At 47.4% G+C, this 23,045-nt stretch carries 22 protein-coding genes; 3 read left to right on the forward strand and 19 right to left on the reverse strand.

What is annotated here, in order from left to right; genetic code table 11:
- Positions 1–2: 2 nt before the first annotated feature.
- From R7127_RS21025 to R7127_RS21050, 6 genes are read right to left on the reverse strand one after another with little or no spacing between them, the layout of a single operon-like run.
- Complete coding sequence (locus tag R7127_RS21025; protein WP_318148527.1) at positions 3–1,031, reverse strand: TraU family protein; 1,029 nt, start codon at positions 1,029–1,031, stop codon at positions 3–5.
- Positions 1,015–2,139: a TrbC family F-type conjugative pilus assembly protein gene (locus R7127_RS21030; protein ID WP_272166220.1), complete on the reverse strand. Its 1,125-nt coding sequence runs from the start codon at positions 2,137–2,139 to the stop codon at positions 1,015–1,017. The genes R7127_RS21025 and R7127_RS21030 overlap by 17 nt, the downstream gene beginning before the upstream one ends.
- A gap of 10 nt (positions 2,140–2,149) precedes the next feature.
- Positions 2,150–2,662: a S26 family signal peptidase gene (locus R7127_RS21035; RefSeq protein WP_175542028.1), complete on the reverse strand. Its 513-nt coding sequence runs from the start codon at positions 2,660–2,662 to the stop codon at positions 2,150–2,152.
- Positions 2,646–2,993: a plasmid-related protein gene (locus R7127_RS21040; RefSeq protein ID WP_071701358.1), complete on the reverse strand. Its 348-nt coding sequence runs from the start codon at positions 2,991–2,993 to the stop codon at positions 2,646–2,648. Before R7127_RS21040 ends, R7127_RS21035 begins: the two co-directional genes overlap by 17 nt.
- Entirely contained in the window at positions 2,986–5,388 is a 2,403-nt protein-coding gene (traC, locus tag R7127_RS21045) for a type IV secretion system protein TraC (RefSeq protein ID WP_272166213.1), read from the reverse strand. Before traC ends, R7127_RS21040 begins: the two co-directional genes overlap by 8 nt.
- Positions 5,389–6,081 carry a DsbC family protein gene (locus R7127_RS21050; protein WP_065274326.1) on the reverse strand — a complete coding sequence of 231 codons (693 nt, stop codon included), beginning with the start codon at positions 6,079–6,081 and terminating at the stop codon, positions 5,389–5,391. It abuts the gene before it with no gap.
- Positions 6,082–6,496: 415 nt separating this feature from the next.
- On the opposite strand from R7127_RS21050, the gene R7127_RS21055 reads away from it, so the two are divergent.
- Together R7127_RS21055 and R7127_RS21060 are read left to right on the forward strand one after the other, a co-directional pair.
- Positions 6,497–6,763 carry a DUF1778 domain-containing protein gene (locus tag R7127_RS21055; protein WP_032481064.1) on the forward strand — a complete coding sequence of 89 codons (267 nt, stop codon included), beginning with the start codon at positions 6,497–6,499 and terminating at the stop codon, positions 6,761–6,763.
- The gene (locus R7127_RS21060) at positions 6,754–7,260 is read left to right on the forward strand and encodes a GNAT family N-acetyltransferase (protein ID WP_065274325.1); all 507 of its coding nucleotides are present in this window, start codon (positions 6,754–6,756) and stop codon (positions 7,258–7,260) included. Before R7127_RS21055 ends, R7127_RS21060 begins: the two co-directional genes overlap by 10 nt.
- A 40-nt stretch (positions 7,261–7,300) precedes the next feature.
- On the opposite strand, the gene traA is transcribed toward R7127_RS21060, so the two are convergent.
- The 6 genes from traA to traL form a co-directional block, all read right to left on the reverse strand.
- Positions 7,301–7,687: a TraA family conjugative transfer protein gene (gene traA / locus R7127_RS21065; RefSeq protein WP_025586954.1), complete on the reverse strand. Its 387-nt coding sequence runs from the start codon at positions 7,685–7,687 to the stop codon at positions 7,301–7,303.
- Complete coding sequence (locus R7127_RS21070) at positions 7,684–8,256, reverse strand: TraV family lipoprotein (protein ID WP_162780823.1); 573 nt, start codon at positions 8,254–8,256, stop codon at positions 7,684–7,686. Before R7127_RS21070 ends, traA begins: the two co-directional genes overlap by 4 nt.
- 74 nt (positions 8,257–8,330) lie before the next feature.
- The gene (locus R7127_RS21075; RefSeq protein WP_318148528.1) at positions 8,331–9,620 is read right to left on the reverse strand and encodes a TraB/VirB10 family protein; all 1,290 of its coding nucleotides are present in this window, start codon (positions 9,618–9,620) and stop codon (positions 8,331–8,333) included.
- 2 nt (positions 9,621–9,622) lie between these two features.
- The gene (locus R7127_RS21080) at positions 9,623–10,519 is read right to left on the reverse strand and encodes a type-F conjugative transfer system secretin TraK (protein WP_065275059.1); all 897 of its coding nucleotides are present in this window, start codon (positions 10,517–10,519) and stop codon (positions 9,623–9,625) included.
- Positions 10,503–11,129, reverse strand: coding sequence for a TraE/TraK family type IV conjugative transfer system protein (locus tag R7127_RS21085; protein WP_000667170.1), 627 nt, complete (start codon positions 11,127–11,129; stop codon positions 10,503–10,505). Before R7127_RS21085 ends, R7127_RS21080 begins: the two co-directional genes overlap by 17 nt.
- Positions 11,126–11,407: a type IV conjugative transfer system protein TraL gene (traL, locus tag R7127_RS21090; RefSeq protein WP_000433891.1), complete on the reverse strand. Its 282-nt coding sequence runs from the start codon at positions 11,405–11,407 to the stop codon at positions 11,126–11,128. The genes R7127_RS21085 and traL overlap by 4 nt, the downstream gene beginning before the upstream one ends.
- Before the next feature lie 232 nt (positions 11,408–11,639).
- On the opposite strand from traL, the gene R7127_RS21095 reads away from it, so the two are divergent.
- A complete protein-coding gene (locus R7127_RS21095; RefSeq protein WP_065274322.1) occupies positions 11,640–11,930 on the forward strand; it encodes a HigA family addiction module antitoxin in 291 nt (96 codons plus the stop codon).
- Positions 11,931–12,131: 201 nt separating this feature from the next.
- On the opposite strand, the gene R7127_RS21100 is transcribed toward R7127_RS21095, so the two are convergent.
- From R7127_RS21100 to R7127_RS21130, 7 genes are all read right to left on the reverse strand, one after another.
- The gene (locus R7127_RS21100) at positions 12,132–13,238 is read right to left on the reverse strand and encodes a Fic family protein (RefSeq protein ID WP_272166216.1); all 1,107 of its coding nucleotides are present in this window, start codon (positions 13,236–13,238) and stop codon (positions 12,132–12,134) included.
- Between the two features lie 137 nt (positions 13,239–13,375).
- On the reverse strand, positions 13,376–14,011 hold the full coding sequence (locus tag R7127_RS21105; RefSeq protein WP_029627967.1) for a DUF4400 domain-containing protein: 636 nt from the start codon (positions 14,009–14,011) through the stop codon (positions 13,376–13,378).
- Positions 13,998–14,558: a conjugative transfer protein gene (locus R7127_RS21110; protein WP_065274320.1), complete on the reverse strand. Its 561-nt coding sequence runs from the start codon at positions 14,556–14,558 to the stop codon at positions 13,998–14,000. Before R7127_RS21110 ends, R7127_RS21105 begins: the two co-directional genes overlap by 14 nt.
- Positions 14,559–14,567: 9 nt before the next feature.
- A complete protein-coding gene (traD, locus tag R7127_RS21115) occupies positions 14,568–16,388 on the reverse strand; it encodes a conjugative transfer system coupling protein TraD (RefSeq protein ID WP_272166217.1) in 1,821 nt (606 codons plus the stop codon).
- Positions 16,389–16,436: 48 nt separating this feature from the next.
- Positions 16,437–18,587, reverse strand: coding sequence for a MobH family relaxase (gene mobH, locus R7127_RS21120; protein ID WP_318148529.1), 2,151 nt, complete (start codon positions 18,585–18,587; stop codon positions 16,437–16,439).
- A gap of 94 nt (positions 18,588–18,681) precedes the next feature.
- Entirely contained in the window at positions 18,682–19,536 is an 855-nt protein-coding gene (locus R7127_RS21125; protein WP_318148530.1) for a restriction endonuclease, read from the reverse strand.
- Between the two features lie 102 nt (positions 19,537–19,638).
- On the reverse strand, positions 19,639–22,878 hold the full coding sequence (locus tag R7127_RS21130) for a type I restriction endonuclease subunit R (protein WP_272166218.1): 3,240 nt from the start codon (positions 22,876–22,878) through the stop codon (positions 19,639–19,641).
- Positions 22,879–23,045: the final 167 nt, after the last annotated feature.

The raw sequence follows: 23,045 nt of genomic DNA on the forward strand, positions 1-23,045 counted from the left end.
AGTTAACCTCCCGAGTTACAGCAGTCTTGCCAGCGCCACAAAATGTAGAGCGCATCTTCTCCGGCACCGGGGATCGTTCGCCACTCTCCCCATTTCATGGTGCTTTCACCGATGACATGCGCACTTTCAGTTTCTGGTACAGGAAAGAACATACTCATCTTGTATTGGGATTTCGGCAGCATGGGTTCGATAACAGGTCGGCATAGAGCACTGTTCCCCATTGTTCGCCTTGCAAGACCACGCCTGTGTTGAGCCGCGATTGCACGCGCCGCTAAATGGCTGGTATTTTCTGCTAATGAGCCAAAGGCTAAGGTGTGGCCTGATAACGGGTAGAGATGGCCCCAACTGCCAGCACACCAAAACAACTGGTCGATGGGTTTACCAAGCCTTGATGAGGCTGCGTCAGCGGTACAAGCCGAAATAGCCAATGGATTAGCAACAGCAGCCGCTTCAGGCTGAGTAAAAAAGGCCAGTTCATCATTCAGCCATGTTGGGTCCAATTCCGACAAATACATCAAGTCAAAGTCCATGTAACCATCGGCATTGCAATTGCCATCCATGAACAAATCGAGCATGACCAAAAGCGGAAAGGCGTAATAATGGTAATGGTAGAAAGCGAGATCACCGGTATCGTATTCACCTTCACCATGACCACCTTGCAGTCGCCTATCACCTAACGGTAAACGAATCCCTCCCAGGGAAGGCGAACAACCCGGAGTTCTGACCAATTCAATCAGACGAGCTGGCTCCCACATGCTGGTAACAATACCTGGCCTTGGCACGCCTAAGTTGTCGTCACATAAGCAAAATGACTTGTTTGATGCGCCGCTTGGGACATTGCCAGAGCCAAGAGGAAGACCGGCAACCCGGATAGGAAAAATGCATGACCAGCAAACATCCGTCAGCAACTTGCCCGATAATAAACCCGCGTCTGGGCAGGTCAGTTCGGCTTTTGCAGGAATAGATGCGCCCAGGACAAGCATGACAACGAGAGTACGCAACCGACGATACGTATTATTGAGCTTTTTCATGAACAAGCTCCTTTGCTGGAATTTCTTCTATTTCAAACGCGAGCCCCTTTGCTTGAACAAACGATGGGGTGACTTGCAAATCAAAGCGCTGCTTTAGCGAGGCATTGAGAAGATAAACCGGACTGTCCAATGTCTTTTCTATCGCATTGAGGCTATTCCAACCTTGAGTACGGTCGAGCTGCGTGGTGATAAGCGTAATGCGGCGCAGTGTCCTATCTTGCGTCTCAAGCCAATGCGCTACTGCGTCCACTTCTTCAGCGTTCGACGCATTAAACACCACAAGCTGCTGAGTAAACGGCAAGGCTTTTAGCGGGTTAATACGCGTTCCTGCTGGGATCAATGTTCGGCCATTGGCATCCAATAGTGGCCGCTGTATGACGATGGTTGGATCAACCATTCTTATCCGATACTGCGTGGCTTTGGGTAATTCAGTAAATGTTTGGCGAGACCAGAAACGCTCAATGGCTTTTTTCTTTAATGCGCCCAGGTCAAGCGACTGTAAACGCTGCATCGCCACTTGCATCAAATCCGGTTCTAAAATGGAATGAATAGGACCACGTTGACCCAATGAACCGGTATTGCCTTTTTCAATTTGACGCTGCAACCAGTCCTTGCTGTAAACCCCTAGTGCACTTGCAGTCACCTTGTCATCTTCTATTCGGAAAATGGCAGGCACGCTAGTCACCCGCCAGTGCACAAAGGCTTTCGGATCGATTCGAACATGAGGAACAGGACCAAGCCCCGTCATCAGCGTATGCCAATCACGGATAGCCGCCCCCAAGGTCTTTCCTTCAGGAATTCCCCGAAACAACACAATAGCGCCGGTAGCACTGGCCTCTTTAAATAGCTGCTTCAGTGAGGAATCCCCCAGTGAGGACGACGCAAATATCAACCATTCATCGCTGTGTTTGAGCGACACAGGTTGTTCAACCGGTGCAAAAGGCTCAATAAATTCAGATGAGCCATGCACAGCACTTTGTAAAATGCTGCGGCTCATTTCGACGATCTTTTTGTCTTCGTCAGACAACAGAAAAGGCTCTTGTGCCCAGGACACTTGAACCCAAGACAATGGAGCAACCAACAAAAATAAGAGACATAGTCTTTGCATCATCTACCTCCTACCAAAGCGGCCAAGCGCGACCGACAATCTGCTCGCGCTTAACGGCATTCCAATAGCGGGAGTCGAAACTCGTTGCAGCCTCGCCGGAAAACCAATATTCGTTTTCTTGCAGCGTCAATGAGCGGCTAAATTGTGATTCGGCCACACCAAGACGCTGGGCTAATGCCATGCCGGTAGAGACTTCAGCACCGTTCACCAGCACATGATCAGGCGTCACATTGACTTCATCCCCTGGCATCCCTGTTAGGCGTTTCAGCATCCGAGTACCGTCGTTATATAACGGAGCGAGTCCTTTTGAGTGGAAGGCATACAAACCATCCTTAACGGGCTCTTTATTCCATAGGTCAATCAGATACACCGTGGTATCAGGCAGGCAGCGCTCTTGCTGGGTATCAATACCTATTCGGTAGCGCATCATGGCGTAGGTGCCTACCAAGGCCATGATTAACGCAAGAACAGTCAACCGGATGAGGTATGGCCGCCAAGGCATTCTTTTACGGAGTATCTGCATGAGACACCTCCTTTGAGCCTACTGGCACAAATACGGAATCATCAGCACCCACCACCGCTTGGGCATCCAGCACGATAAAACCGGCTTTTTTTAACTTTTCAATTTGCTGATTGGTCTGAAGCAACCTGGACTCGATGTCTTGTTCGCTGGCATTGGGGCCCAGTGACAACACCGCCTCCCCAAAATCCACGACTGCAATGGGCGTACTTAACGCCAACTGGCTGTGGATGGGTTCGAGTGTTTTCATTAAGAGCCAGCTGGTCATTAAACCGCTACCAGCAATAGACAAAGTAATAGAGGCCATAAATGGCCAAAGCGTGGTCTTATTCATCAAAGCCTCGCTCCTTCAACAACTGAGAGATGGCATCAGCAACAGAAAGGCCTTTGCGCGTTAACTGTTTAATCGCGTTTACATCTTCTGCACGGGACGAGTACAACAGCTTGTGAAACGGATCGACGATGAGGCGGCCAATCCCGGTGCCCATCTCGGTAATAAAGAAAATTTCGGAATAGACACCAGTGACGGTATGAACCGTTTTCAGGTATTCATAGCCGCCTTCACCTAGTGGCAAGCGGCCTTCTTTTTTGAGCGCGTTGATGGTTTCAGCTTTTTGGCCAAGCAGGTACATATTGGCCGAGTTTTCAGCGATGGCTTTACCTGTAGGGCTGTCGTATAAATCGTTCACCGACTGCGTTACCGTTACAGCACTGCCGCCATATTTTCGAAATCGACGGTAACCCGTCTCAATAAACTTACCGACATCACCTTGAGTCAGCAGATCCCAAGCTTCGTCAATGAACACAATCTTGCGACGATCCCGCTCACCTAAGTACATCTCTTGTTGGATTTGGTAGATAAGCTGAAGCAACACCACTTGTTGTAGGTGCTTGCGTCCCTTGAGCTCTTCTAACTCCAAAACGGTGAAACGGTTTTTGAAGCGAATATTGTTGTGGCCATTAAAGAAGCGGCCATATTCGCCTTGTGTCGTAAACGGATAGAGCTGCTCACCCACGTCTTGCACACGACGGTCATCGTGATTTTTTAAAGCCTCTGCCACATCATCAACCAACATAGCACGACCTTTTTTCTCCCACAGTTCACGAGTCTGACGCTTTAGGTTGGCCATCTGAAAATCGGTTAATGACTGCGTAGGTGCGGCCATTGCGGCCAATAACCCAACCAGTACATCCGCTTCTTCGTCATAGTCCTCAACGATTTCAAACGGATTCAAGCAAATGCCACTATCCCGCCCGAACTGTAAGAACTCTCCGTCATAAACTTCACACAGCTTTTCATAAGAGCGGCCAACATCAATCACCCAGCATTGCCCGCCTTCAGATAAGTAGGAGGAGATGATTTCGTTCACCAGGAAAGACTTGCCCGACCCTGATTGCGCCGCGATGCAACAGTTGTAATTACTGCCCGAGTCATAAAGGGACACACTCATGATCTGGCCATTACGGGAAACAAAGTTAATCACTGGCGTGCCCGTGCCTTTCCAATCCGCAAACAAAGGCAACAGAGGGATCACATGCCGTGTCGCCATGGTCTTGAATCGAAACAAGTCGTTCATCGCTTGGCGATCAGCACCAAATGGTAAGGCATTCAGGAAAATGGGCAAACAGAAGTACTTGTCTTCCATCAGCTCAAATCCGAGTTCTTTGAAATAAGTTCGAGCATTTGAAACAGAGCTGATGGACGCCTCTTCCGTTGGTGAAAACAGCGTTAAATTCATATTTGCCCGAATAGGGCGATCACCTTCTTGCAAGGCTTCAAAAAGAACATCAAATCCCTTTTTCTTGGCTGCAAGCACCGGCACAAACTTCAGCATCGGACCATAGGCCTGATTGACTGCCCATTGTCGTTTGGTCTCTAAGCGAGAGCGAATGCTCTCAGCTGAAGGAAAGTGAATAGTGACATTTAGCAAAAAGCTGCCACGTAAACCGCGGCTTCCAGTCATCATGTCGCCCGCAAAACTTGCAGCATGGCCAAACCAGATCCGCTCAGGCAAGCGCTTAAACGATAAGGTTTTAACTCGGTAATCGCCCAGCATCAGACCTTGGCTATCCACCTTGATAGCCCGGTCATAATCCAACACTTGCTCTCTAAGTGGTTTATCTGCCTCACTGCGGATTGGTGATGGATTGCGCCAAGATGCATCTTTTCCCCAGTTAAGCTGCGCACTTAATGCCGCGAGCCAATTTCGGTCAGTCATCTCAGTGACGCGAAAACCAACCGTTGCCAGCGCTTGCGAGAAAGAAGCCCGAAGCGCGGATGCTCGACTCAACTCACGCTCCGTCGGTATAGGACTTTCCAAAGGCAATTTGCAGGTGACGATCAGTTGAAAGTTGCGTACCTGAGTCTGGGTCGATTCTTCTATCGGTTGAACCGTGCCCCCATCGAGGAAATCCGCACGTTTGCGTATCGACGCCCTGAGCAATGGATCGGATTGACGATGCCGTAAGCCCATCATGCGCTGAAGGTCGGTTTGAATATCAGGCGAGGCGTACAGGCCAAATTGCAGCAAAGTGTCTTTTGGCCAGTCGTTGTTGAGAAGAACATTAACCCTGTCTGCAACAGACTCATCACCACCCGGCAATGGGTCACATAGAAAACCAAAGCCAACACTCTGGTCTTCCATGAAAAACAGTTGCTCATCGTCTGAATAGGCCAATACTGGCAAGAGCTCTGAAGCGCGTTGCCCTGAATACAGAGAGGCTTTCATCTAAATCCCCTCCAACCAAGCAGAAAGGTCATAAGGACGGCCTCGGCTGATGCGACCATCGTTGGCGACAATGAAAGGCACACCTTGAATGCCCAGGATTTGAGCCGTCACCAGGGTACGCTGCATTGGCTCTAAGTTGCAGGCATCATCCTGTTCTAGGTTACCAATCCGGCCATTGAGCAATGCATCGGTGGCCGCTTTCTTGTCACGCGCACAGCCAAGCTGGCGAACCTGACGCTCTGAATCAGGACCAAGCACTGGCACAGGGAGAATTTGGAAGGTGTATTCTTTGGTTAGCGGTAAAGCTTGTTTCAAAAGCTCATGGCAGTGCGGGCATCGTGGATCAACAAAGACCACCACTTTCTTTTTGCCTTCGCCTAAAGTCAGTGGGTTCAAATCATCCATTTTTAAGCCAAGGCGACTTAAGTCCAGCGTGTTTCCCGCTTCTCGAATTTCTTCAAGGCTGGTAAGCGGCTTTTTGGACCAGGCATCATAGAGCGTGCCATCAATGACAAACCGGCCACTGTCTGACATGAAAACAATACGGCCATTGCTTTCGACCGCTTTCATACCCGTGACAGGTAAAGAAACCATGCCGTCAATTTTGCCAACGGGCGACACTTCAGACACAGGTTCAGCTTGAACCAATGGAGACAGCGCAAGCGCCAGAATAATTGGAGATAGTTTTCGCATGAGGAGTCCTCGTTAATGTAAATCGAGGCTCCAGTCTATGCAGTTGTCCTATGTGGACTCGGTTAGATAGATTGAAGAATTGGATGCCTTGCTAGGGTGCCACGTGTTGTTACGCACTATTTGTAAAGGTATAGCTTTCATCTAAATCCCGCGAGAAACCCCGTCCTTCTAGGGAGGGGAGCAGTCAATCTGCCAGTCTTACAGACTTCCCCTCTAGTCATCTGGTTTAGCTGATTCATTTTTTTCATACCCTAGGTGTTAATTTTTGCAATGTTTTAAACCAAAAAGGGCTACATACACTCGAAAACCAACTGACCTACTTTCAAAGTTTCATGCCCAACAATTCGTATATCCATTGACTACACGGAAAAGTCATTTAAACTGTGTATTAAATAGATATACAGAGGATGGTGTCATGGCTACAAAGACAGCGCCAATCAACATGCGAGTACTGCCATCGGTAAGAGACATCATCGATGCCGCAGCAAGTTTAAAAAAAGTCGATAGAACTGTATTCATTCAGCAGGCAGCGCTCAATGAAGCGCATAGTATACTGGCAGAACAGCGGGATTTTGTTCTTGAAGCAAAGGCTTTTGAAGCGTTTGATAACGAACTTCGTGCAAATCCACAGACTCTTGAAGGCATGAAAGATCTGTTTAAAAGGAAAGCGCCTTGGGAATAAGCGCACCAACACTACTCGCTGATGAGCACCAAATTAATGCCTTTCAATGTGGCATCGAAGAACTCGATACCTGGTTAAGAAAACAGGCGTTAAAAAGTCAAAAACGGGGAACTGCGAGAGTGTATGTGGTCAATGACACTGACGCCCATCAAGTGGTCGGGTACTATGCCATTGCCATGGGATCAGTTTCCAGAGAGCAAGCTTTTAGTTCATTAAGAAGAAATAGTCCAGATCCCATTCCCATGGTGATTCTAGCCAGACTTGGAGTAGATAACGCCTATCAAGGTCAAGGCATTGCGGCAGGTCTTTTAAAAGATTGTATCATTCGCTCAGTACAAGCAATGAACGCTGTCGGTGGAGCAGGAATCTTAGTCCATGCTATTGATGGTAGTGCGCAAACGTTCTACAAGAAATTTGGCTTCAAAGAATCGACGTTTGATCCTTTAGTACTCATGGCAAGGATCTGCGATATCGAAAAATCATTGTCGATAGACTGAGATGACGGCTCCCCTTTCACAAGAGAAGCCGTCAATATTATCAGGTGCCCAGTAAAACGGCGCTGATCGCTGGAACTGCTGTGCCAATGACTTCTTGAGTACTGGCAACAACAGGTAAAGTTGCAGACATGACACTTTCAACGACTGTTGGCGTATTGTAGAGACCCATACCGCCACCAATGCCTAAGGCAAAAGCCATCAAGCTTTGGCGAGCGATACCGCCCACAATACCCACCAGTACCATGGCTCCCGCTACGATCCGTCCCAAAGTACCTTGGGTCCAGTCTTTTAGGGTATCCCACACATCGGTGAAAGCATCACCACCGGTGCCCGCAAATGAGGGCTCCGAAATCATTAACGCCATTAAACCAAGCGCACTAATAGTCATTAGGCGCTGAGTTTGAATGGTGCGAACTGCATTTGTCATTCGTTAGTTTCTCCGTAGATACTCAAGTTATCGCGCTTACCATCAGCTCCCGCTGAGGCTGAATCGCTTTGAGTCTGAAGTGGACGTAGCACTGGCGAAACCGTTCGAGGTGCGGACACCCCAATATCCCACCGGCGCGGTTCAATTTCGGTAAACACGTAGCTGGATAAATTCAGATCTCCACGGTCATCCTCCCAAGGCGCAATCCAAATCCGCATCACCCTTGAAGGAATGCGAATAGGTGCAGATTGCTGCGTCTCGGGTAATGCTGGATGGCTCAGCAGTCCTGTCTCTAAATCAGATTGTGAATACCCAGAGGGAGCACCAATTCGAGTCGCCACAGCATCAATCGTCTTGGGTGCAGCGCCATTACTGGTAAGCTCATAGACTTCACGAGCGGATAAACAGCGCACACCGTCAGGCATACCTGGGCATCCATATTCACTACTCCCAAGACTCAATGAACTACAGCCAGACAATAAGGTTGAGCCGACTGCCAATAAAAGTAATCCAGCTTTAGACCACTGTTTTGACTGGTGCTTTGGGTTGTTCTGCATTGATGTCGTCATGGTTAACTCTCCTCTGGATACACATGTTATTGTCTGAAACGGACTTCGATCGGTTAGCAACATGCAGGATTTTTTCATCTTCTTGCACCTCCCCCTTGCGAAGTGGCCAACGACAACGAGGCACCACGAGTGACTATGACTTCAATTTTCCTTGCAGCGTCTACCTCTATGACTGGGAACATATTTTCAGCCATGTCCAAATAGAACTTGGCCACTCGATCCAATGCTTTACCAGTGCCTTTAATCGCAGCACCTTGTAATGCTTCTTGGCTCATGACTTGCTGGTACAGCTGAGTATCACCGGCATTACCCGTCTTAATCGTCGGAACAGGATTCACATCAAATGCGCCTGCCAAGCCCTGAAGGAATCCGGCCATCATCGATTTGGCCACCAGCTGGCCTTGTTTCGACACTAATCGGCCACGAATACCGGCTTTGCCGTCTTCACCCACGGCATAAGAATCCAGTCGTGTTTCAATGACGCCACCATCTTCTCTCACACATGAAATGGTCTCGCCTCGCAAATAAGCACGCTCAGAGCTCAAATCACCGTAACCTGCGGCGATCAAGAAACACTCTTTGATATCCGCTCTAAATCGGTTGGGTAAAATGGCTTCCTTTTGAATCCTCAGCAATGCAGGAAAAGGCTCGCGTCTTGCGGACTCGTGAGTAGGAGCATCCAAACCTGTGATCAAAGTACCTGAGATGATGCTGCCCGCCGGTAGATACAAAGGCGGCGCTTCTTGCACAACAACCTCTGTTTCAGCAACCACTTCAGGCTCAATCATACGAATCGTGATTGGCGGCAATGGAACATCTCGTGCTCGTGTACCTTGGCCATTGGCTGGCTGCTGATAGAGCGGATCAGGCAGCGGCGCATTGGCAAAATAGTCGTCTGGGTTAGACGGCAGAGGCTTTTCGTCTTTGGGTAATTCCATGGCAGATAAAGGCACTTCAAAACGGCTATTTGTGCCTTCAACTGCTGCATCACCTCCTGCGCGAACATTATCAAGTTCCGCTCTAAGGCGGGCCAGCTCCGCATTGACCTCACTTGGTATAGAAGGCGAACCTGGGCTTAGCCGTCCTGAATCGACGTCACGTCGCAAGCGCTCAACTTCACGACGTAACTGTTCATTGCGCTCACTGAGTAGTTTTACGTTCGCAGCCAAACTATCGACCCCAACATCACGAGTATTGGTATCCGTAAGAATGTGCCGGATCGTTTCCTGCCGGTTCCGACTGCTTGAGCCATCGTCAGGATTAGGTGAAAACACCATCACCATAAGAATGAGACCACCAGCAATACCAGCAACCGATAGACCCCGCTTCATGTTCGGGCTCATTTGTTCCCATTGTGCTTTCATCGTTACTTACCTCCCACAAGAAGCGAAGGTCGCTGACTTTCCACTGGTTCTTCACGATGATTGCGAACAACCACATACAACTCAGTCTTTTCACCCGGCAACAAGATGTTGCGAGGCCAGTAAGCGCTTGCCACTATATCTGGTGCATGACAGGCTATTTCACTGGCTTCTATCGGCTCATCGGCAAAGCTTTCAACCAGTCCTACATAGACGGTGAAGTAATGTCCCGTCACAATTTGCCCCTGCTTAAAACCAAACTTTAAGCCCGGCTGAAAACATTTCGGGCTTGTGTCAGTTTGGCCAGCTAAACGGATGTCATAGCCTTGTGGTAACTCATTTAGTGCAAGGCGTCTGAGTAAATCACGTAAGCTATCGACGTATGGCTGAGCCGTTTCCCAAGTAGCGGCTTTTCGGTTCACGACGCCCTTAATAGGCCACTGCTGACCATCAATAGCTAAAGTGATTTCACGCGGTGGAATACGACGAGGTACTAAGGTGACTGATAATGCGGGCGCTTCCTGACCAGGCGGTGTGATGTAAAGTGAAACCGGTGATTCTTTGTCCGTGGCCACATATACAACATTCCCCTTGATTTGCGTCTGAGCATCACTGGTTGTTCTCACCTGAGGCGATTCAAACGGCGTCACAATCCGATTCAGATGGCCAAGTGCTACAGGGATCAGTTCATTAACACCCGGTGTCATCAGTAGCGTTGTTGGCACATCCGTTGAAACCGTATTGGTTTGAACCGGTGGATTTGCAGTAGCAGACTGCTTCATCACACTGGCTGGCACAATCGGCAATTCCACGTCTGCATACGACGCTTGAGATAACAGGACGCCACTCAAGCTCATTGCGATTAAGCTTGGTGTCATCCATCGACTAATTTTGGTTCGCATCATTCACCCTCCGGTTTTGCTCTTGGGTCAACTTTTCACGAACGCGCTTCGTTCTAGCTTGCCCCTCATACGTATCCATCCAACTGAGCTTTGGACGGTATTGCTCAATATCGATGTCAAACTCATAGGTGCGAGTTTGGCGCTGCTCATCTCCAGATGGCCCAGAAACCAAGGAATAACCGGTCACAAAGACATGGCCGGTTTCATACTCATACTCCACTTGTCTGGGTTGGAATTTGAGCGTGACTCGGTCTTCTCGGATTTGCCTTGCCTGAATTTCCAGTGCATCGACCACTTGCTGGTACACCGCTGGAGAAAGTAGCGGCTCAATGGCAACCCGGATAAAGGACACATTACCCGGCGTCACGTTGCCCATAAGCTCAGCCAGGTAGAGCCCCCAGGATTCAAGGTAAGGTTGAGTGGCTTGGTTTCGTGACACTTCAGCCGTTTCAGACAAGGTTGGTGGTTGAATAGCTACCACGGTATTGCGAGAAAATGCCGCTACCGCAAGCAGCAAATTAGATAGCACCAGCACTGCAATCAGGAACCGCTGCCATCGGTTCTCTAATTGCGTGCCTTGCCATGATTTTAAAAACACGTCGAACTTCACGGCAGATAGCTCCTGATAAATGGGTTAGGGATCGTCTTGGCTTTGGTTGGCAACAGTCCAGCCCAGTAGATGGCGTGAAGAATAAAACCATCAGGGCGACCATCACGAAATCGCCGATAGAGCTTGGTTGTCACCAACCCCAACAGGCATAAAACCAAGGCATTACCGGTAAAAATGCCGATCACTAGCCCCAACAGAATGGGAGCCATCTCATCGGCGCTCCAAAGCAGGAAGTGCGGCGGGTCATCGATATAGGATGGAATACTCACAGGTTCCATAGTCACTCCTCGTTGTTTGAATTGAGAAGTGAAGAATGCCTTGGGATTGGCAGGTTCAGTGGTCAGCTAGATGCCGAATTCTTGAAGGTTTTGAGGTGGCTTAGTGATTCTGTACTTACAATCAGATTGATATCGCAACCTTAAGGGTTACAATTAGTGCACGATAATTGGCACGTTACATTCAGATTTAACAGACGTGATGCGGAAATTGTTAACTGCGAGGATTATCACTATGACTATACATAACCCTGCTCACCCTGGTGAGATATTAAAAGAGTTGGTCATCGAGCCGCTGGAGTTGACGATTACCGATGTTGCAGAGCACTTAAATGTAAGCCGTAAAACCCTATCCAAGGCATTGAACGGACGAGGTGCAATAACTCCGGAAATGGCCGTACGCTTGGAACTGGCTTTTGCTAAGCCCACTGCTGACCACTGGTTGCGCCTGCAAAATGCTTATGATTTATCAGCTCTCAGAAATCAAAAGACAACGCTGAAAGTCCAATCTTATGAACTAGCTTAGGGGTAAAATTAATGTCTCTAAAAACATTGAAAGAAAAAGCACTTAAAAATCCTAGTGTTGTACGGAAATATCATAAACTAAGTCGCGAATTTGCTCTCATCGAACGGAAACTTACACGCAAAATCGCTCGAACACGCAAACCTTAAACTAGCTGAAAACTGTCGCTAGTTATATTGGCGTATTCTCTCAATGTTCGTATTTTTAACTCACGTGCGCCAGTTTATACCGAGTGCTCCGCCCCCCGGCTTCACTTTTTACCAAGCAACCAAGCTCGACCAACGCCGCTAAATGACGAGATGCGGTTGGCTTACTCACTTTCGCCACTTTATGGTATTGCGACGTATTAATGCCTTGGTCAAAATCCCCATCAAGCATTCGATTGAGCACTTTTACTTGTTCCGAGGACAGTCGCGTTTGATCGACATTTCGCCAGAAGTTTGTTTTAAAAACCGTTTGGTCGATTTCTTCGAGCACATTGGTGAATGTTTCACCTAAGGTGTTTAAAAACCACATAAGCCACGCGGTAATATCAAGATCACCTTTCTGGGATTGCTCTAATATTTCGTAGTAGCTTTTACGGTTGGCTAAAATCGCCACTGACATTGCATAGAAACGGACTGATTGACGCTCAGCCTGGGCCAGCGCCAAATCAGTGAGTAAGCGGGTGATCCTGCCATTGCCGTCATCCAAAGGGTGGAGCGTCACGAACCAAAAGTGCGTTATCGCAGCCCTAAGCAAAGGGTCTAAAGCGGGGTCCTCACGAGAGTCATTAAACCAGCGAATAAACACGTCTAGTTCTGACTCAAGCACATCTCGGCTCGGTGCTTCAAAATGCACCGTGGGTTTATCTATTCTTCCCGACACAACCTGCATTGGCTCGTCCCCGCGCAACTGCCCTCCTATAACAGGATTGAACAAGGTGTAACCCTCAGGAAACAGTCGTTTATGCCACTGCAATATTCTTTCAAGTGAGAGCAGCGAGTCTAAATTCTCCACCGCATCTAACATTATTTCTGCTAAGCCATCAGTGCGTTCAGTAGTTGGAAATGGTTTTTCTTCAGAAAGACCAAGCTTATTGGCCAAGGACGAGCGAACAGAAAAAGCATTGAGCTTCTCACCTTCAATGGCACTCGAATGAATAATGTTCGCCAATAACGTGTCTAACATACTTTGCTTTTGGTCTTTAGGTTGGCTCGACATCTTGCCCAACAACATTCCTTGGTGAAAGCGAATGTCGCGTAACTTGGGTTCAATGACTTTTTCATCCCAGATAAAGTTCGGCCAGTCAGCTTGTTGCCAGATCCACATCTTGTCGCCTTTTGATTTAAATAACAGTATATTCAAATCATAGCATGATTCGAATCAAACCCACAATCGAATCAAATAATGACAGGAATAAGCCAGATATTCATATCATCCTGTCTTGGTGGCCATTAACCGAGGCCTCAAATCTTCTTCTGCAAGTGGCTTAACGCCAACCCTGCCATCAATGCCAAGCCGATGATCAGCGACGGTAACACCACCGGTGGAATGGCCAGCGGGGCGAACAATCCCATAAACAGCAAAATGACACCTGAGCCCAGGATAATCATGCTGTAGCGGTGAATGATAGGGCTCGAAAAATCAAAGGTTGTCTTCTTAATCTTCCAGGTCATTAAGCCATCCCACAGCGCCGGTAACATGAGAATAAGCGCAAAAGGCAACCAGACCATCAGCAGAGCAAATCGAGTGAACACTTGGTACAGCACATCAAAAAATGCCTGAATGCGGTCTTCTACCCAGACAAACCAAAAGCCTCCCATGTTCTCCATCCCTTTAGAGCGCAGTCGTTGTTCTTCAGTGGGGATTAGAAAATCACGCACAGATTGCTCCATCTGTGTATCCACAATCCATGACTGATACCAGCCATGGCTAGTTTGACCTATCCAATAGCTTGTTTGAGCGCCCAATTGATTTTGGATCATCTGCTTTTCTTTACTAATGACCCGGCCAGTCCAATCACCGGGCACTAACACGCCAATGGCAATAATCTCCAGCATCAGTGCCAGACACAGCAGCCAAACCGACTTATGCTTGCTCATGCCAAACATCCTCTTCTACTCGCGCCAGCATGGCTGCAACGGTTGGCGTCATAATCCGGGCTTTAATCACTTGTTGAAGCCGCTTTGTCGATGTATGGCCACTGACATAACGCACATCGATGTGTCCTTCAGCCAGATACGCCATTCGATTTGGACGATTACGAATCCAGGAGTAGAAATACACACCATCCACGGCGGCCCACTCGAAATGGTCAGGATCACGCAGGCGAATCCCCGTTAAAGAACTGGCGGCAGTCCAGGTCAGTGCCTCAATGAAATGCCACAGGCGTACACTGTCATCATCACAACTGACTTCTTCATAACTGCCCAAGCCATTACACAGACACAAATCAAAGATGGAATGGCCATCTAACGTGAGCGCATCTGTTAAATAGTCCGCCAAACAGTGCACTGAACCCAACGCATGAGGCCAGTCGGTTTCAAGCAGTCTTAAAGCTTCCTTGAACTGAGGGTTATGTTGCTGCCACTGAGCGAGCATTTCTTTACTGGTAAGTGTTGTCATTTTCAGACAGACAGAATGATGCATACAGACTCCTTATGCTGCCTGTGTAGAGCTGGTTAAAATAGGAATGCGACCTTTGATCACGCGGCCACCTGAAAGCTTGGCGATGTACTCTAGGTTTGGGAGCTGGCCTAATAACTGCGGTGGAAACATATCGCCTTCTTCCTCCATCAAGCGTTCGCCATGATTGCCGGTAAATAACGCGGGGCTGTCCGAGTTGGACGACATACCTTGAGTTTGCATGATGTACTGCAACCGAGTCTTAGGCAGATTGTCGGTAATGTACTGCTGAGTTTCGGCATCCATCACCCGAAGAGCTATCAGGTTGTTGATGTTACCTAACACCTGGCGAGCCTTAGCTTCACTGCCTGTACGAGCTGCAAAGTCAGCAAAGGTCTGAGTAGCAATCACACAACGCATTTTTGCGCCACGGCCTTTGTTGAGCAGTTGAATGAAGGGATCGTTGACGACTTCAGCCGCCTCATCGATGAAGATATTTACGGGACGATTTTCAACACCATAGTTATAGCGGTCACCGGCTACGGCGGTGAGATCGGATAAAAGCAACGAACCAATGGCGCTGCCAACCATGGCGTCGGTCAATGAATCCAAGCCGATATACGCCACTTGGGCATTGTTGATAATACGGCCAGAATCCGTAATTAACCGGCTGTCATCCACATCGTTTGCAATCGGTGATAGCAATGGACCTAGTTCACTTGATGTGAGCATATTGAGCACCGGCATCAATGAAGCCACCATCTTTGAATAGTGGGTTCTGTCATGCTCAAACATACTCAATAGCCCCTCTAAATCAGTATTGGCGGCAACGGGCTGAATGCGTTCGTAGTAGAAAAGCAGCATCGCCATGGCTTGTTTAGCCAAGGTATTGGCCTTTTCGGTAAAGCGCTTGATCTCCACACTAAAATTGGGATACACCTGCTCCCCCCAGGCTGTGACGGCTTTTACTACCAAGCCTTCTGGGCCACCTTCCAAAAAACGCCTCAGTGTTTTCAGATCAGGGCGTTGTGACGTAAGCAACAGACCTTGCACTATGTTATTCAGTGCCATTTGGCCAAAGGCTTTAAATGGATCAGCACCGGTTTCAGATGGGATTAATGCCGCAATTCGGCTGGCAATTTCAGTACCCCGGTTAAAGTTTCTCAGGGGATTAAGACGTACTGAATGCTCTGGAAAACCCGGATGAAAATACACAAAGCGCTCAGGACTACCGGCGGCAATACAAGCTCGCTGTGCATTATCCTTAAGTTCCTTGTCTCCCTTAGGGTCAATAATAATCACGGCTTCATTACGCAAAATGGCCTGAGTGATCATCGCATCAAAGCATCGGGTTTTCCCGGCACCGGTCGTGCCGACAATTAAGGTGTGCCCCTCAGTGTGACCAACTGGCTGGTACACATCTTCTTCTTTGGGCTCAACACCATGAATCCAGGTCGAACCCATTTGTTTGCCGTGACCTTGGTTAAGCAAGGTTTTCTTATCCCGCTTTAGGATTTCATAAGCGCGTTGGGCATGACGTTGATCCCACTCAAAGCCATACCCTAACCACAATTCATCAGGATGTTTTGCCATTACCTTTTGCAAATGCGACAGCTCCATAAAAGCCAAAGGTTTGCCTTTTAGTCCCTTCTGTAACTTATGAAGACGGTAAGCCTCAGGCAGGCGATACAACGCCATGCCCGAGGAAATACCTGTCATCCACCAAAATGGCTCAGGTGGTAACTCAGTGAGTATTTCTGCTGCAATTGCCCCAGTTGCCCCAACTAGCCAACCTGCTGCTGCCATGGCTTCATAGTTCGTGCGCCAGGGCATCTCATATGCGTTTTCTTTCATTCATGCTCCGCAAAATAACCGTTTACAATCCGCTTAACTTCAAATGGATTAACGTTTAGCGTGAGCGGTAAACAGAACCGTTTCCCCCTCATCAAACTGGCATTCGTCACTGGCCGAGATCCCCCGAAGTAGCTGTCCGGCTGGAATACCATGCTCATTGGCGACTTGGCGTAAGGTTTGAATCGTGACGCGAATACCATCGGCACTATGATCCACGTCTGGGTAATCACCATCGGTCAGTAAGATGGGCAAATCTTTCACAAAACTAACCATCTGTTGCCGCTGCGCGTGTTTGGGGTCTGTACTTGAGTTCGCATTGGCCGCAATCGGCTTTTGCTTACGCTCCGCTCTTGTGGCGGACTCTTTTGCTTGGGCATTGGTTGTCTCAGTTCGACTCGGACGCTGTGAAGCCTCTTTGTTCTGAATTGCTGCCGCTGATTCTGTGTCGTGTTTGGAGATGTCAATCAGTGCAGTAAGCCCTTTAGAAATCGATACCTTCAGAAGTAACCCTTGCTCCTGAACGCCATCTTTCGTAGTAATAGTTCTAGCCTTACGAGTCGGGTTTGCGGGATCTAATTCAAGCCAATCTAATCGACTGAGTTCAGCAAGCAGTTTTCGGGGTGTACACCAAGGTCTTACGGCATCGGGATAGCGGATCAGAAGCTGTTCACCAACCATAATCAACGCACTGCTGGCCTCTGGGAGCCACGCCAAAGATTCAGGGAGATTCAATGCCTCTGCATCTTGCTGGTTTACGTTATTTGAGATAGCACCATCATATGAATTGTTAGGCTTTTCGCATTCATCACCTGGAGCATTTTCAGTTGCCTGAAGGTGATTAACATCACTGGCAAGACGAAGTTCATCATCTTGGTCGGACGATTTTGACGATGGCGACTCAGCCGAATTACTGAGTTCGATTGATGATGACGCTTCAGGCAAGTCTGAATGCTCACTGGAGCGACACTGTGGCTCTGCTTGTGTTTGCTGTGTTGCTTCCCATTCAGATTTGCTAAACAGTGCCACGCTACTTGGCACATTCGAGCTGAACAATAAATCGGCCTCAACTATATGCAGCATAGGTAACCAGATTGGCGTGTCGTCTTTGATCAGCACTTCAGGGGCAAGGCTTTCATATCGCTCATTTGAGGCGGATTTAGTGGCCAATCCTCGCTCAATGAGGATGTCCGCAAGAGTATCGGGATCTCTTGGAATGCCAGGTATCTTGTCTTTGGCCAACAGCTCAATGATGTCCTTAGCCGCGCTTTTCCAAACCAGGTAAAGATGGGTTGATTGATTCGATTTTCGTATCCAAACTCTGGCGTCTCGCTGATTGACCAGCCACTGGGAACTGGCAAGTAATCGCCTCATGGCATCAAGTAGATAGCGTTCGACTGGGACACCAAGGGCATTGTCGTCAACGGAAATTCGTTGAGCTTTCAGGTCTCGCTGGACACTGGTTTGGTCAGCTTCAATAACCAATTTAGACAGGACATGCTCGGGATCGGTATTGCCAATTGCTTCCAGCATGGCTTGCAAAATCTCTGGGCCCGGCTGGGTTAACCAGGCGAGCAACTCAGGTGTCATCACCCGGTTTAACACCAGAATTGAAAATTGCTCGTGCCGCTTGCACCGTCCGTCGCGCCAACGAATGAAATAGCGTTCAATGCTGTTGTTAGTGGTCCACTGGGATAAGGTTTCTAAAAAAGGGTTCCACTGATAGCGTCCATCTTCGTCTGTGATGGACAAATCTGAAACAGGCTTACCAATATCATGGAACAAACCGCCAAGAGCCGCCGCGACACGCCACCTTGGTTCAAGCTCTTTTTTCTCAACCGGTGTGCCACTGGCAACAAAGATGATCCCTTCAGCTGCTTGTGCCGCCCAGAAAGCAACTTCCAACGAATGACGTAATAAACCACCAGCACCACTGTGATGATGATGCTCAGAAGCTGGCAACAAATGAACATAAGCAGCAAGATGATCAATGCAGGGTTGAATCAGCCTTTGAAAATCACGCTGATTAAAGCCTATTACCTGGCGCAGTTTGGCAATTAGCTCGTCTTGTGTGGACTGCAAATCCTCGGGTGATGCAGCTGGCAACCCCTTTAGGAATGGCGGGTAGCGTGGGATTTCTGCATCCAGTTGCGATGACAGCTCTGGTAGTGCTTTGGTTTGAAAAAATAGGTTTTTGAACATAGTGAACCTCCAACACGATAGTGTGAAGGTTCACTAACAATTAGGATGTTAGATAGTCGCAAGAAACATGCACTTATCTGTAGCGGTGATAGAGCTAAAGACTTAAAAACCAGTCTGGTTCAACTGTTACTTTTTCAACTAACTCTGTTTTAACGCCTAAACTAAGTTCCTTGAGTTTATCAGCTAACTGATCACCATCGACCAAGTCAATCGGAGCAACGCCATCACGGTTGGCTTCTTCAATGGCAGCTTTTGTAAAGCTACCTGTAGTGATAAACATCCCACGATCAGCTCTACCAATGGTTGCGCCCCTAAAATCACGGATCTCGGGAGCCCCAACGGAACCTTTGTACTTTTTACACTGAAAAGCGATATGAAAGCTCATCAAACCGTTGATTCGGGCAATTCCTTTGCCATCGATACCACCATCACCCGTGCGACCAGTCACTTCAACATGGATAAAGCCTGATTCTCTCAATAACCTCTGTGTTAGTCGCTCAAACGCATCCGGGCTCATTTCTTCAATTAGCACATGATGCAGTTTTTCACGCCAAAGCATAGCCTCTTCTGGAGAGTCATCGGACGACAGCTCTGGAGTAGATGTCGTAACACCAGTCTGTTCAGGCTTGCGGTCCAGAGCTCTAACAAAGTTGACAATTTCTCTGCTATCAATTTCCGGTTCCTGTCTATCTTTATCTGTAAGTGCCCAAACGCCACGAGATGAGTTTTCAAGGTATCCAGCTTTCTTCAGGTAGGTTCTAGCCCATGCTAATCGATATCCAACTTCAGTTTGGCTACTTTTTTCAGGGTTGTGCAGAACAGCCAAAGTACCCTCATCAAACTTCTCAAGCTCGACAACTTCTTCGTATATCTCGTCGATACTGCCTGAGCCGCCAAGGTTAACTAATGCCTTTATTAGCGGGAGCATAAGCTGATCAAATGTGACCATTATTTTCCTCCTGGAAACTTTTTCGTAAAAACAGCGACCACTCTCTCACTGAGATAGTTGACTCAACCAAGTTAACAGTGCAAAGCGAATGAGATTGGCTACTCATGACTCTTCCATTACTCCATCAAGCATATCTACTACATCATTTAAGAGATCATCAGCCTGAGCAAAAATAAACTGCTTTAAAAACTGATCGATGCGAATATTGAGCTTAAAGGGTGGAATGCTTAGGCCATCTAATTTTTCAAAATAAACTTTGGCTTTTGCCTTATCAACAGTGTCTTTAAGCGCGTCAAAGCGACCGAAATTATTAAGGTTTTTCTCATTAACACTATCGTTTAATAAGCTAATAAGCTGGCTTTTATCTAAACCTAACGCATTAACAATGGCATTAATCTGGGCATTTTCAGCATTGTCTTTGTAGGTGTTGATGTAATCTCTGAAAGTATGGCCTTCTATTAACTTTGCATCGCCACGCTGTAAATCATGTAAGAAAAGCTTGGCGTATTTTTGTTCAGCTTGCGTCAGTGAAGAAAATGACTTGTGCAGTTCGTTGAGCGTAAGTTCAATGCTGGCTTGATCATTATGCTGATTTAGCTCTTTTAAATATTTATCGAAGCGACTATTCATATAATCGGCATCAATCTTTCCAGTATCAATTTCCGTCAAATAGCCACTAATGTCAAAAGGCACATCGCCGCCACCAGCACCACCACCATCACCTTTTGATGCGAGCTCTTTATAACGCAGCGCAAGGCTCAGGTAGGTTTGTTCATTAATGGCGAGAGTAACCTCATGCTCAGTGCCATTTTCGCCTGTTGAAGCGTCCGTCGTGAATGTATAAACCGACTGCTCCCAATGTAAACCTTGTACCTTCGCGGCTTCTAGATGCTGGTTAAATACTTTAAATAGTTCAGCAAACTTTGCGCACACCTCAACATCTTCTGGCAGTTTTTCAAAATTTGTCACACCGGCACTGATGAACAACTCGGTAATATCACCGAATAGTTCATTCATTGCTTCTAAGTTACTTTCTAGCCTATCAACAAATAACCCAATGGGTCTGTCGCCAGAGTATAGTTTTACCGCATCGTTAATATGTTGCTCCATCGTATGCGGATAACGATAGTAACGGATAACACCATGAGGCTTATCGGGGCCAAACAATCGATTGGTACGAGAGAAGGCTTGGATGATGTTTTGGTATTTAATTACCTTATCTAAATACAAGACATTCAGCCACTTGGAGTCAAAACCGGTGAGCATCTGGTCTACAACAATTAATAAATCCAACTGTTTTGTAGGGTCGGTATGAATGCGCTCATAAGGTTTTTTGTGAGCAAGACGTGCGGCTAAATCTTTCTTAAATGCTGCATGGCGGGCAAAATCAAAATCGTGGCCATAACGCGCATTATAGTCACGCATAATCTCATCCAAGCCATCACCTTTAAACGTTGGCCCACGGTCGCCACTGCCGTCATTATCAATGTTGGGATCAAACAGTGCGGATACTTTTAAATCAGGCTTAGTAGCCTTTAACAGACGGTAATAATCAATGGCTTCAGCTATACTGTTAGTAGCCAAAATCGCATGAAATTTATTGCCTTGGCTTAGCACATCCCATTTGTGCAGAATATCTTCTACCACTTTGGCTTGGTGAGTCTCGCTTATGTACTGACTTTTAGGTACGTAATCTTCAATACCTTTGTGGTATTTACCTGTAGCGTCCTTGTAGCCAGCCATAGGCACTTCATTCATAAAATAATTAAATTTTTTCTTTTTGGCAGGATTATCCATTGCTTCCGCTACAGATCCCGCCTTAGCTTGCTCTAGGGCGACAGCCTGCCTTAAGTCACCATCCCTAAAAGTAGGAACTTTATAGGGATCAAAGCCGAGTACGTTACCATCGCGAATACCATCGGCTATGCTGTAGCGGTGCAGCTCGTTACCGAATACGGTACTGGTAGTATTGCCGTTTTTTTCATTTTCTTCTTGGATCGGCGTGCCAGTAAAACCAAAAAACAAGGCGCGGGGAAAGGTGCGTTTAACAATGATCAGCATGTCGCCAAACGTTGAACGGTGCGCCTCGTCAATAATAAATACCAATCGTTTAGCGCGGATTTTTTCAATATCTGCCGAGTTTGTTGCAGTGCCGTCATCATCCACTTCTTCAAAAATATTACTCATTTTTTGAATAGAGCTAACAATGAGGGTATCGGCTGGGGACGTGCTTTTTAACTTGGTTACTAATACATGGGTGTTTTCGGTCGCTTGTACATCTTCACCATCGCCTGCAAAATTACGGTATTCCGCCAGCGACTGGGTGCCCAGCTCGATGCGATCCATCAAAAAAATGACTTTATCGGCATCCTTTGACTGGGCAATGAGTTGTGCCGATTTAAAGCTGGTCATGGTTTTGCCTGAACCTGTGGTATGCCACACATAGCCGCCCAAGCGGTCTGGGTTATTAGCAGCGCTACCCAATTGTTGCCAGTTGGTTTTGGCTACCTTATCCGATATCGCATTGGCGGCGTAATACTGATAACTACGCATCACTTTAAGCACTCCATCGGTATCGTCGGCAACGGTGTAAAAGCCAATCAACTGGTGTGCCATAGGGATGGATAACAGCGTCGAGGCAATGTCTTTCCAATGGTTCATGGGCTCGTTATTAAAATCGGCCCAATTGAATTGGTAGTCTGGGTTAAATTTGCCATCTAGCCCTGGGTTAGCAAAGTATTTGGCCTCATTAGGTTCCATGGCGACAAACACTTGAATGAGTGAAAACAGCCCACTAAAAATACCTTCTTTGGAATACTTTTCGATTTGGTTAACCGCTTGGCTAACTGGTACGCCACTGCGTTTAAGTTCAACATGAATGACCGGCATACCGTTAATCAGTAACAGCACATCACCACGTCTGTCATTACGCAGTGGGCTGCCGCGTTCAAATTTCGGCTGCTGGACGATTTGGTAACGGCTTTGACCAGCAGCAATTTCCTGGCGATCATAGATTTTTAGGCTGACTTCTTTGCCAAGATGCAAGGCATCGGCGGGGTTATCGCGCTTAATGGCTACCGTTTTGCCGTTAATTAACCCATTGAGTTTAAGCGGTGTTTTTAGCTCTTTGATCTGCTCAATAATCTGCTGCATTTCCGTTGCCGTCAGTGGCACGTCGTTCAATCGATCTTGCTGGCGATTGTTTTCAAATAAAATGTTCGCCCAGTTTTGCAGTAAGCCCTCTTCGGTTTTGTTTTTGAGTACTTCAGGCTCCCATCCCTTATGAGTAAGCATCTCGATAAATGCCTGCTCAAATTGTGCTTCGGTTTTAAAGGTGGTCATGGTTGTACTCCCTGCTAAACAAACATTTTGCTCAAGCAGGCCTGCTTGATGTTATTTAGTTTAATGATTTGTTGTTGGTGTTGATTGATCGTAACTATTCACCCGCAAGGCCTTGACAGCAAAGTTGTGTGACCAGGTTAACTTGATCCCATATTCGGCTTGAGTGA

Origin of the sequence: Vibrio sp. 1159 (genome assembly GCF_033340395.1) — a bacterium.
Taxonomy (GTDB): domain Bacteria; phylum Pseudomonadota; class Gammaproteobacteria; order Enterobacterales; family Vibrionaceae; genus Vibrio; species Vibrio alginolyticus.

Excerpts from the sequence above, each read along its gene's own strand:
- R7127_RS21025 (WP_318148527.1), bottom strand. The coding sequence starts at position 1,031 with ATGAAAAAGCTCAATAATACGTATCGTCGGTTGCGTACTCTCGTTGTC.
- R7127_RS21030 (WP_272166220.1), bottom strand. The coding sequence starts at position 2,139 with ATGCAAAGACTATGTCTCTTATTTTTGTTGGTTGCTCCATTGTCTTGG.
- R7127_RS21035 (WP_175542028.1), bottom strand. The coding sequence starts at position 2,662 with ATGCAGATACTCCGTAAAAGAATGCCTTGGCGGCCATACCTCATCCGG.
- R7127_RS21040 (WP_071701358.1), bottom strand. The coding sequence starts at position 2,993 with ATGAATAAGACCACGCTTTGGCCATTTATGGCCTCTATTACTTTGTCT.
- traC (WP_272166213.1), bottom strand. The coding sequence starts at position 5,388 with ATGAAAGCCTCTCTGTATTCAGGGCAACGCGCTTCAGAGCTCTTGCCA.
- R7127_RS21050 (WP_065274326.1), bottom strand. The coding sequence starts at position 6,081 with ATGCGAAAACTATCTCCAATTATTCTGGCGCTTGCGCTGTCTCCATTG.
- R7127_RS21055 (WP_032481064.1), top strand. The coding sequence starts at position 6,497 with ATGGCTACAAAGACAGCGCCAATCAACATGCGAGTACTGCCATCGGTA.
- traA (WP_025586954.1), bottom strand. The coding sequence starts at position 7,687 with ATGACAAATGCAGTTCGCACCATTCAAACTCAGCGCCTAATGACTATT.
- R7127_RS21070 (WP_162780823.1), bottom strand. The coding sequence starts at position 8,256 with ATGACGACATCAATGCAGAACAACCCAAAGCACCAGTCAAAACAGTGG.
- R7127_RS21075 (WP_318148528.1), bottom strand. The coding sequence starts at position 9,620 with ATGAAAGCACAATGGGAACAAATGAGCCCGAACATGAAGCGGGGTCTA.
- R7127_RS21080 (WP_065275059.1), bottom strand. The coding sequence starts at position 10,519 with ATGCGAACCAAAATTAGTCGATGGATGACACCAAGCTTAATCGCAATG.
- traL (WP_000433891.1), bottom strand. The coding sequence starts at position 11,407 with ATGGAACCTGTGAGTATTCCATCCTATATCGATGACCCGCCGCACTTC.
- R7127_RS21095 (WP_065274322.1), top strand. The coding sequence starts at position 11,640 with ATGACTATACATAACCCTGCTCACCCTGGTGAGATATTAAAAGAGTTG.
- R7127_RS21100 (WP_272166216.1), bottom strand. The coding sequence starts at position 13,238 with ATGTGGATCTGGCAACAAGCTGACTGGCCGAACTTTATCTGGGATGAA.
- R7127_RS21105 (WP_029627967.1), bottom strand. The coding sequence starts at position 14,011 with ATGAGCAAGCATAAGTCGGTTTGGCTGCTGTGTCTGGCACTGATGCTG.
- R7127_RS21110 (WP_065274320.1), bottom strand. The coding sequence starts at position 14,558 with ATGCATCATTCTGTCTGTCTGAAAATGACAACACTTACCAGTAAAGAA.
- traD (WP_272166217.1), bottom strand. The coding sequence starts at position 16,388 with ATGAAAGAAAACGCATATGAGATGCCCTGGCGCACGAACTATGAAGCC.
- mobH (WP_318148529.1), bottom strand. The coding sequence starts at position 18,587 with ATGTTCAAAAACCTATTTTTTCAAACCAAAGCACTACCAGAGCTGTCA.
- R7127_RS21125 (WP_318148530.1), bottom strand. The coding sequence starts at position 19,536 with ATGGTCACATTTGATCAGCTTATGCTCCCGCTAATAAAGGCATTAGTT.
- R7127_RS21130 (WP_272166218.1), bottom strand. The coding sequence starts at position 22,878 with ATGACCACCTTTAAAACCGAAGCACAATTTGAGCAGGCATTTATCGAG.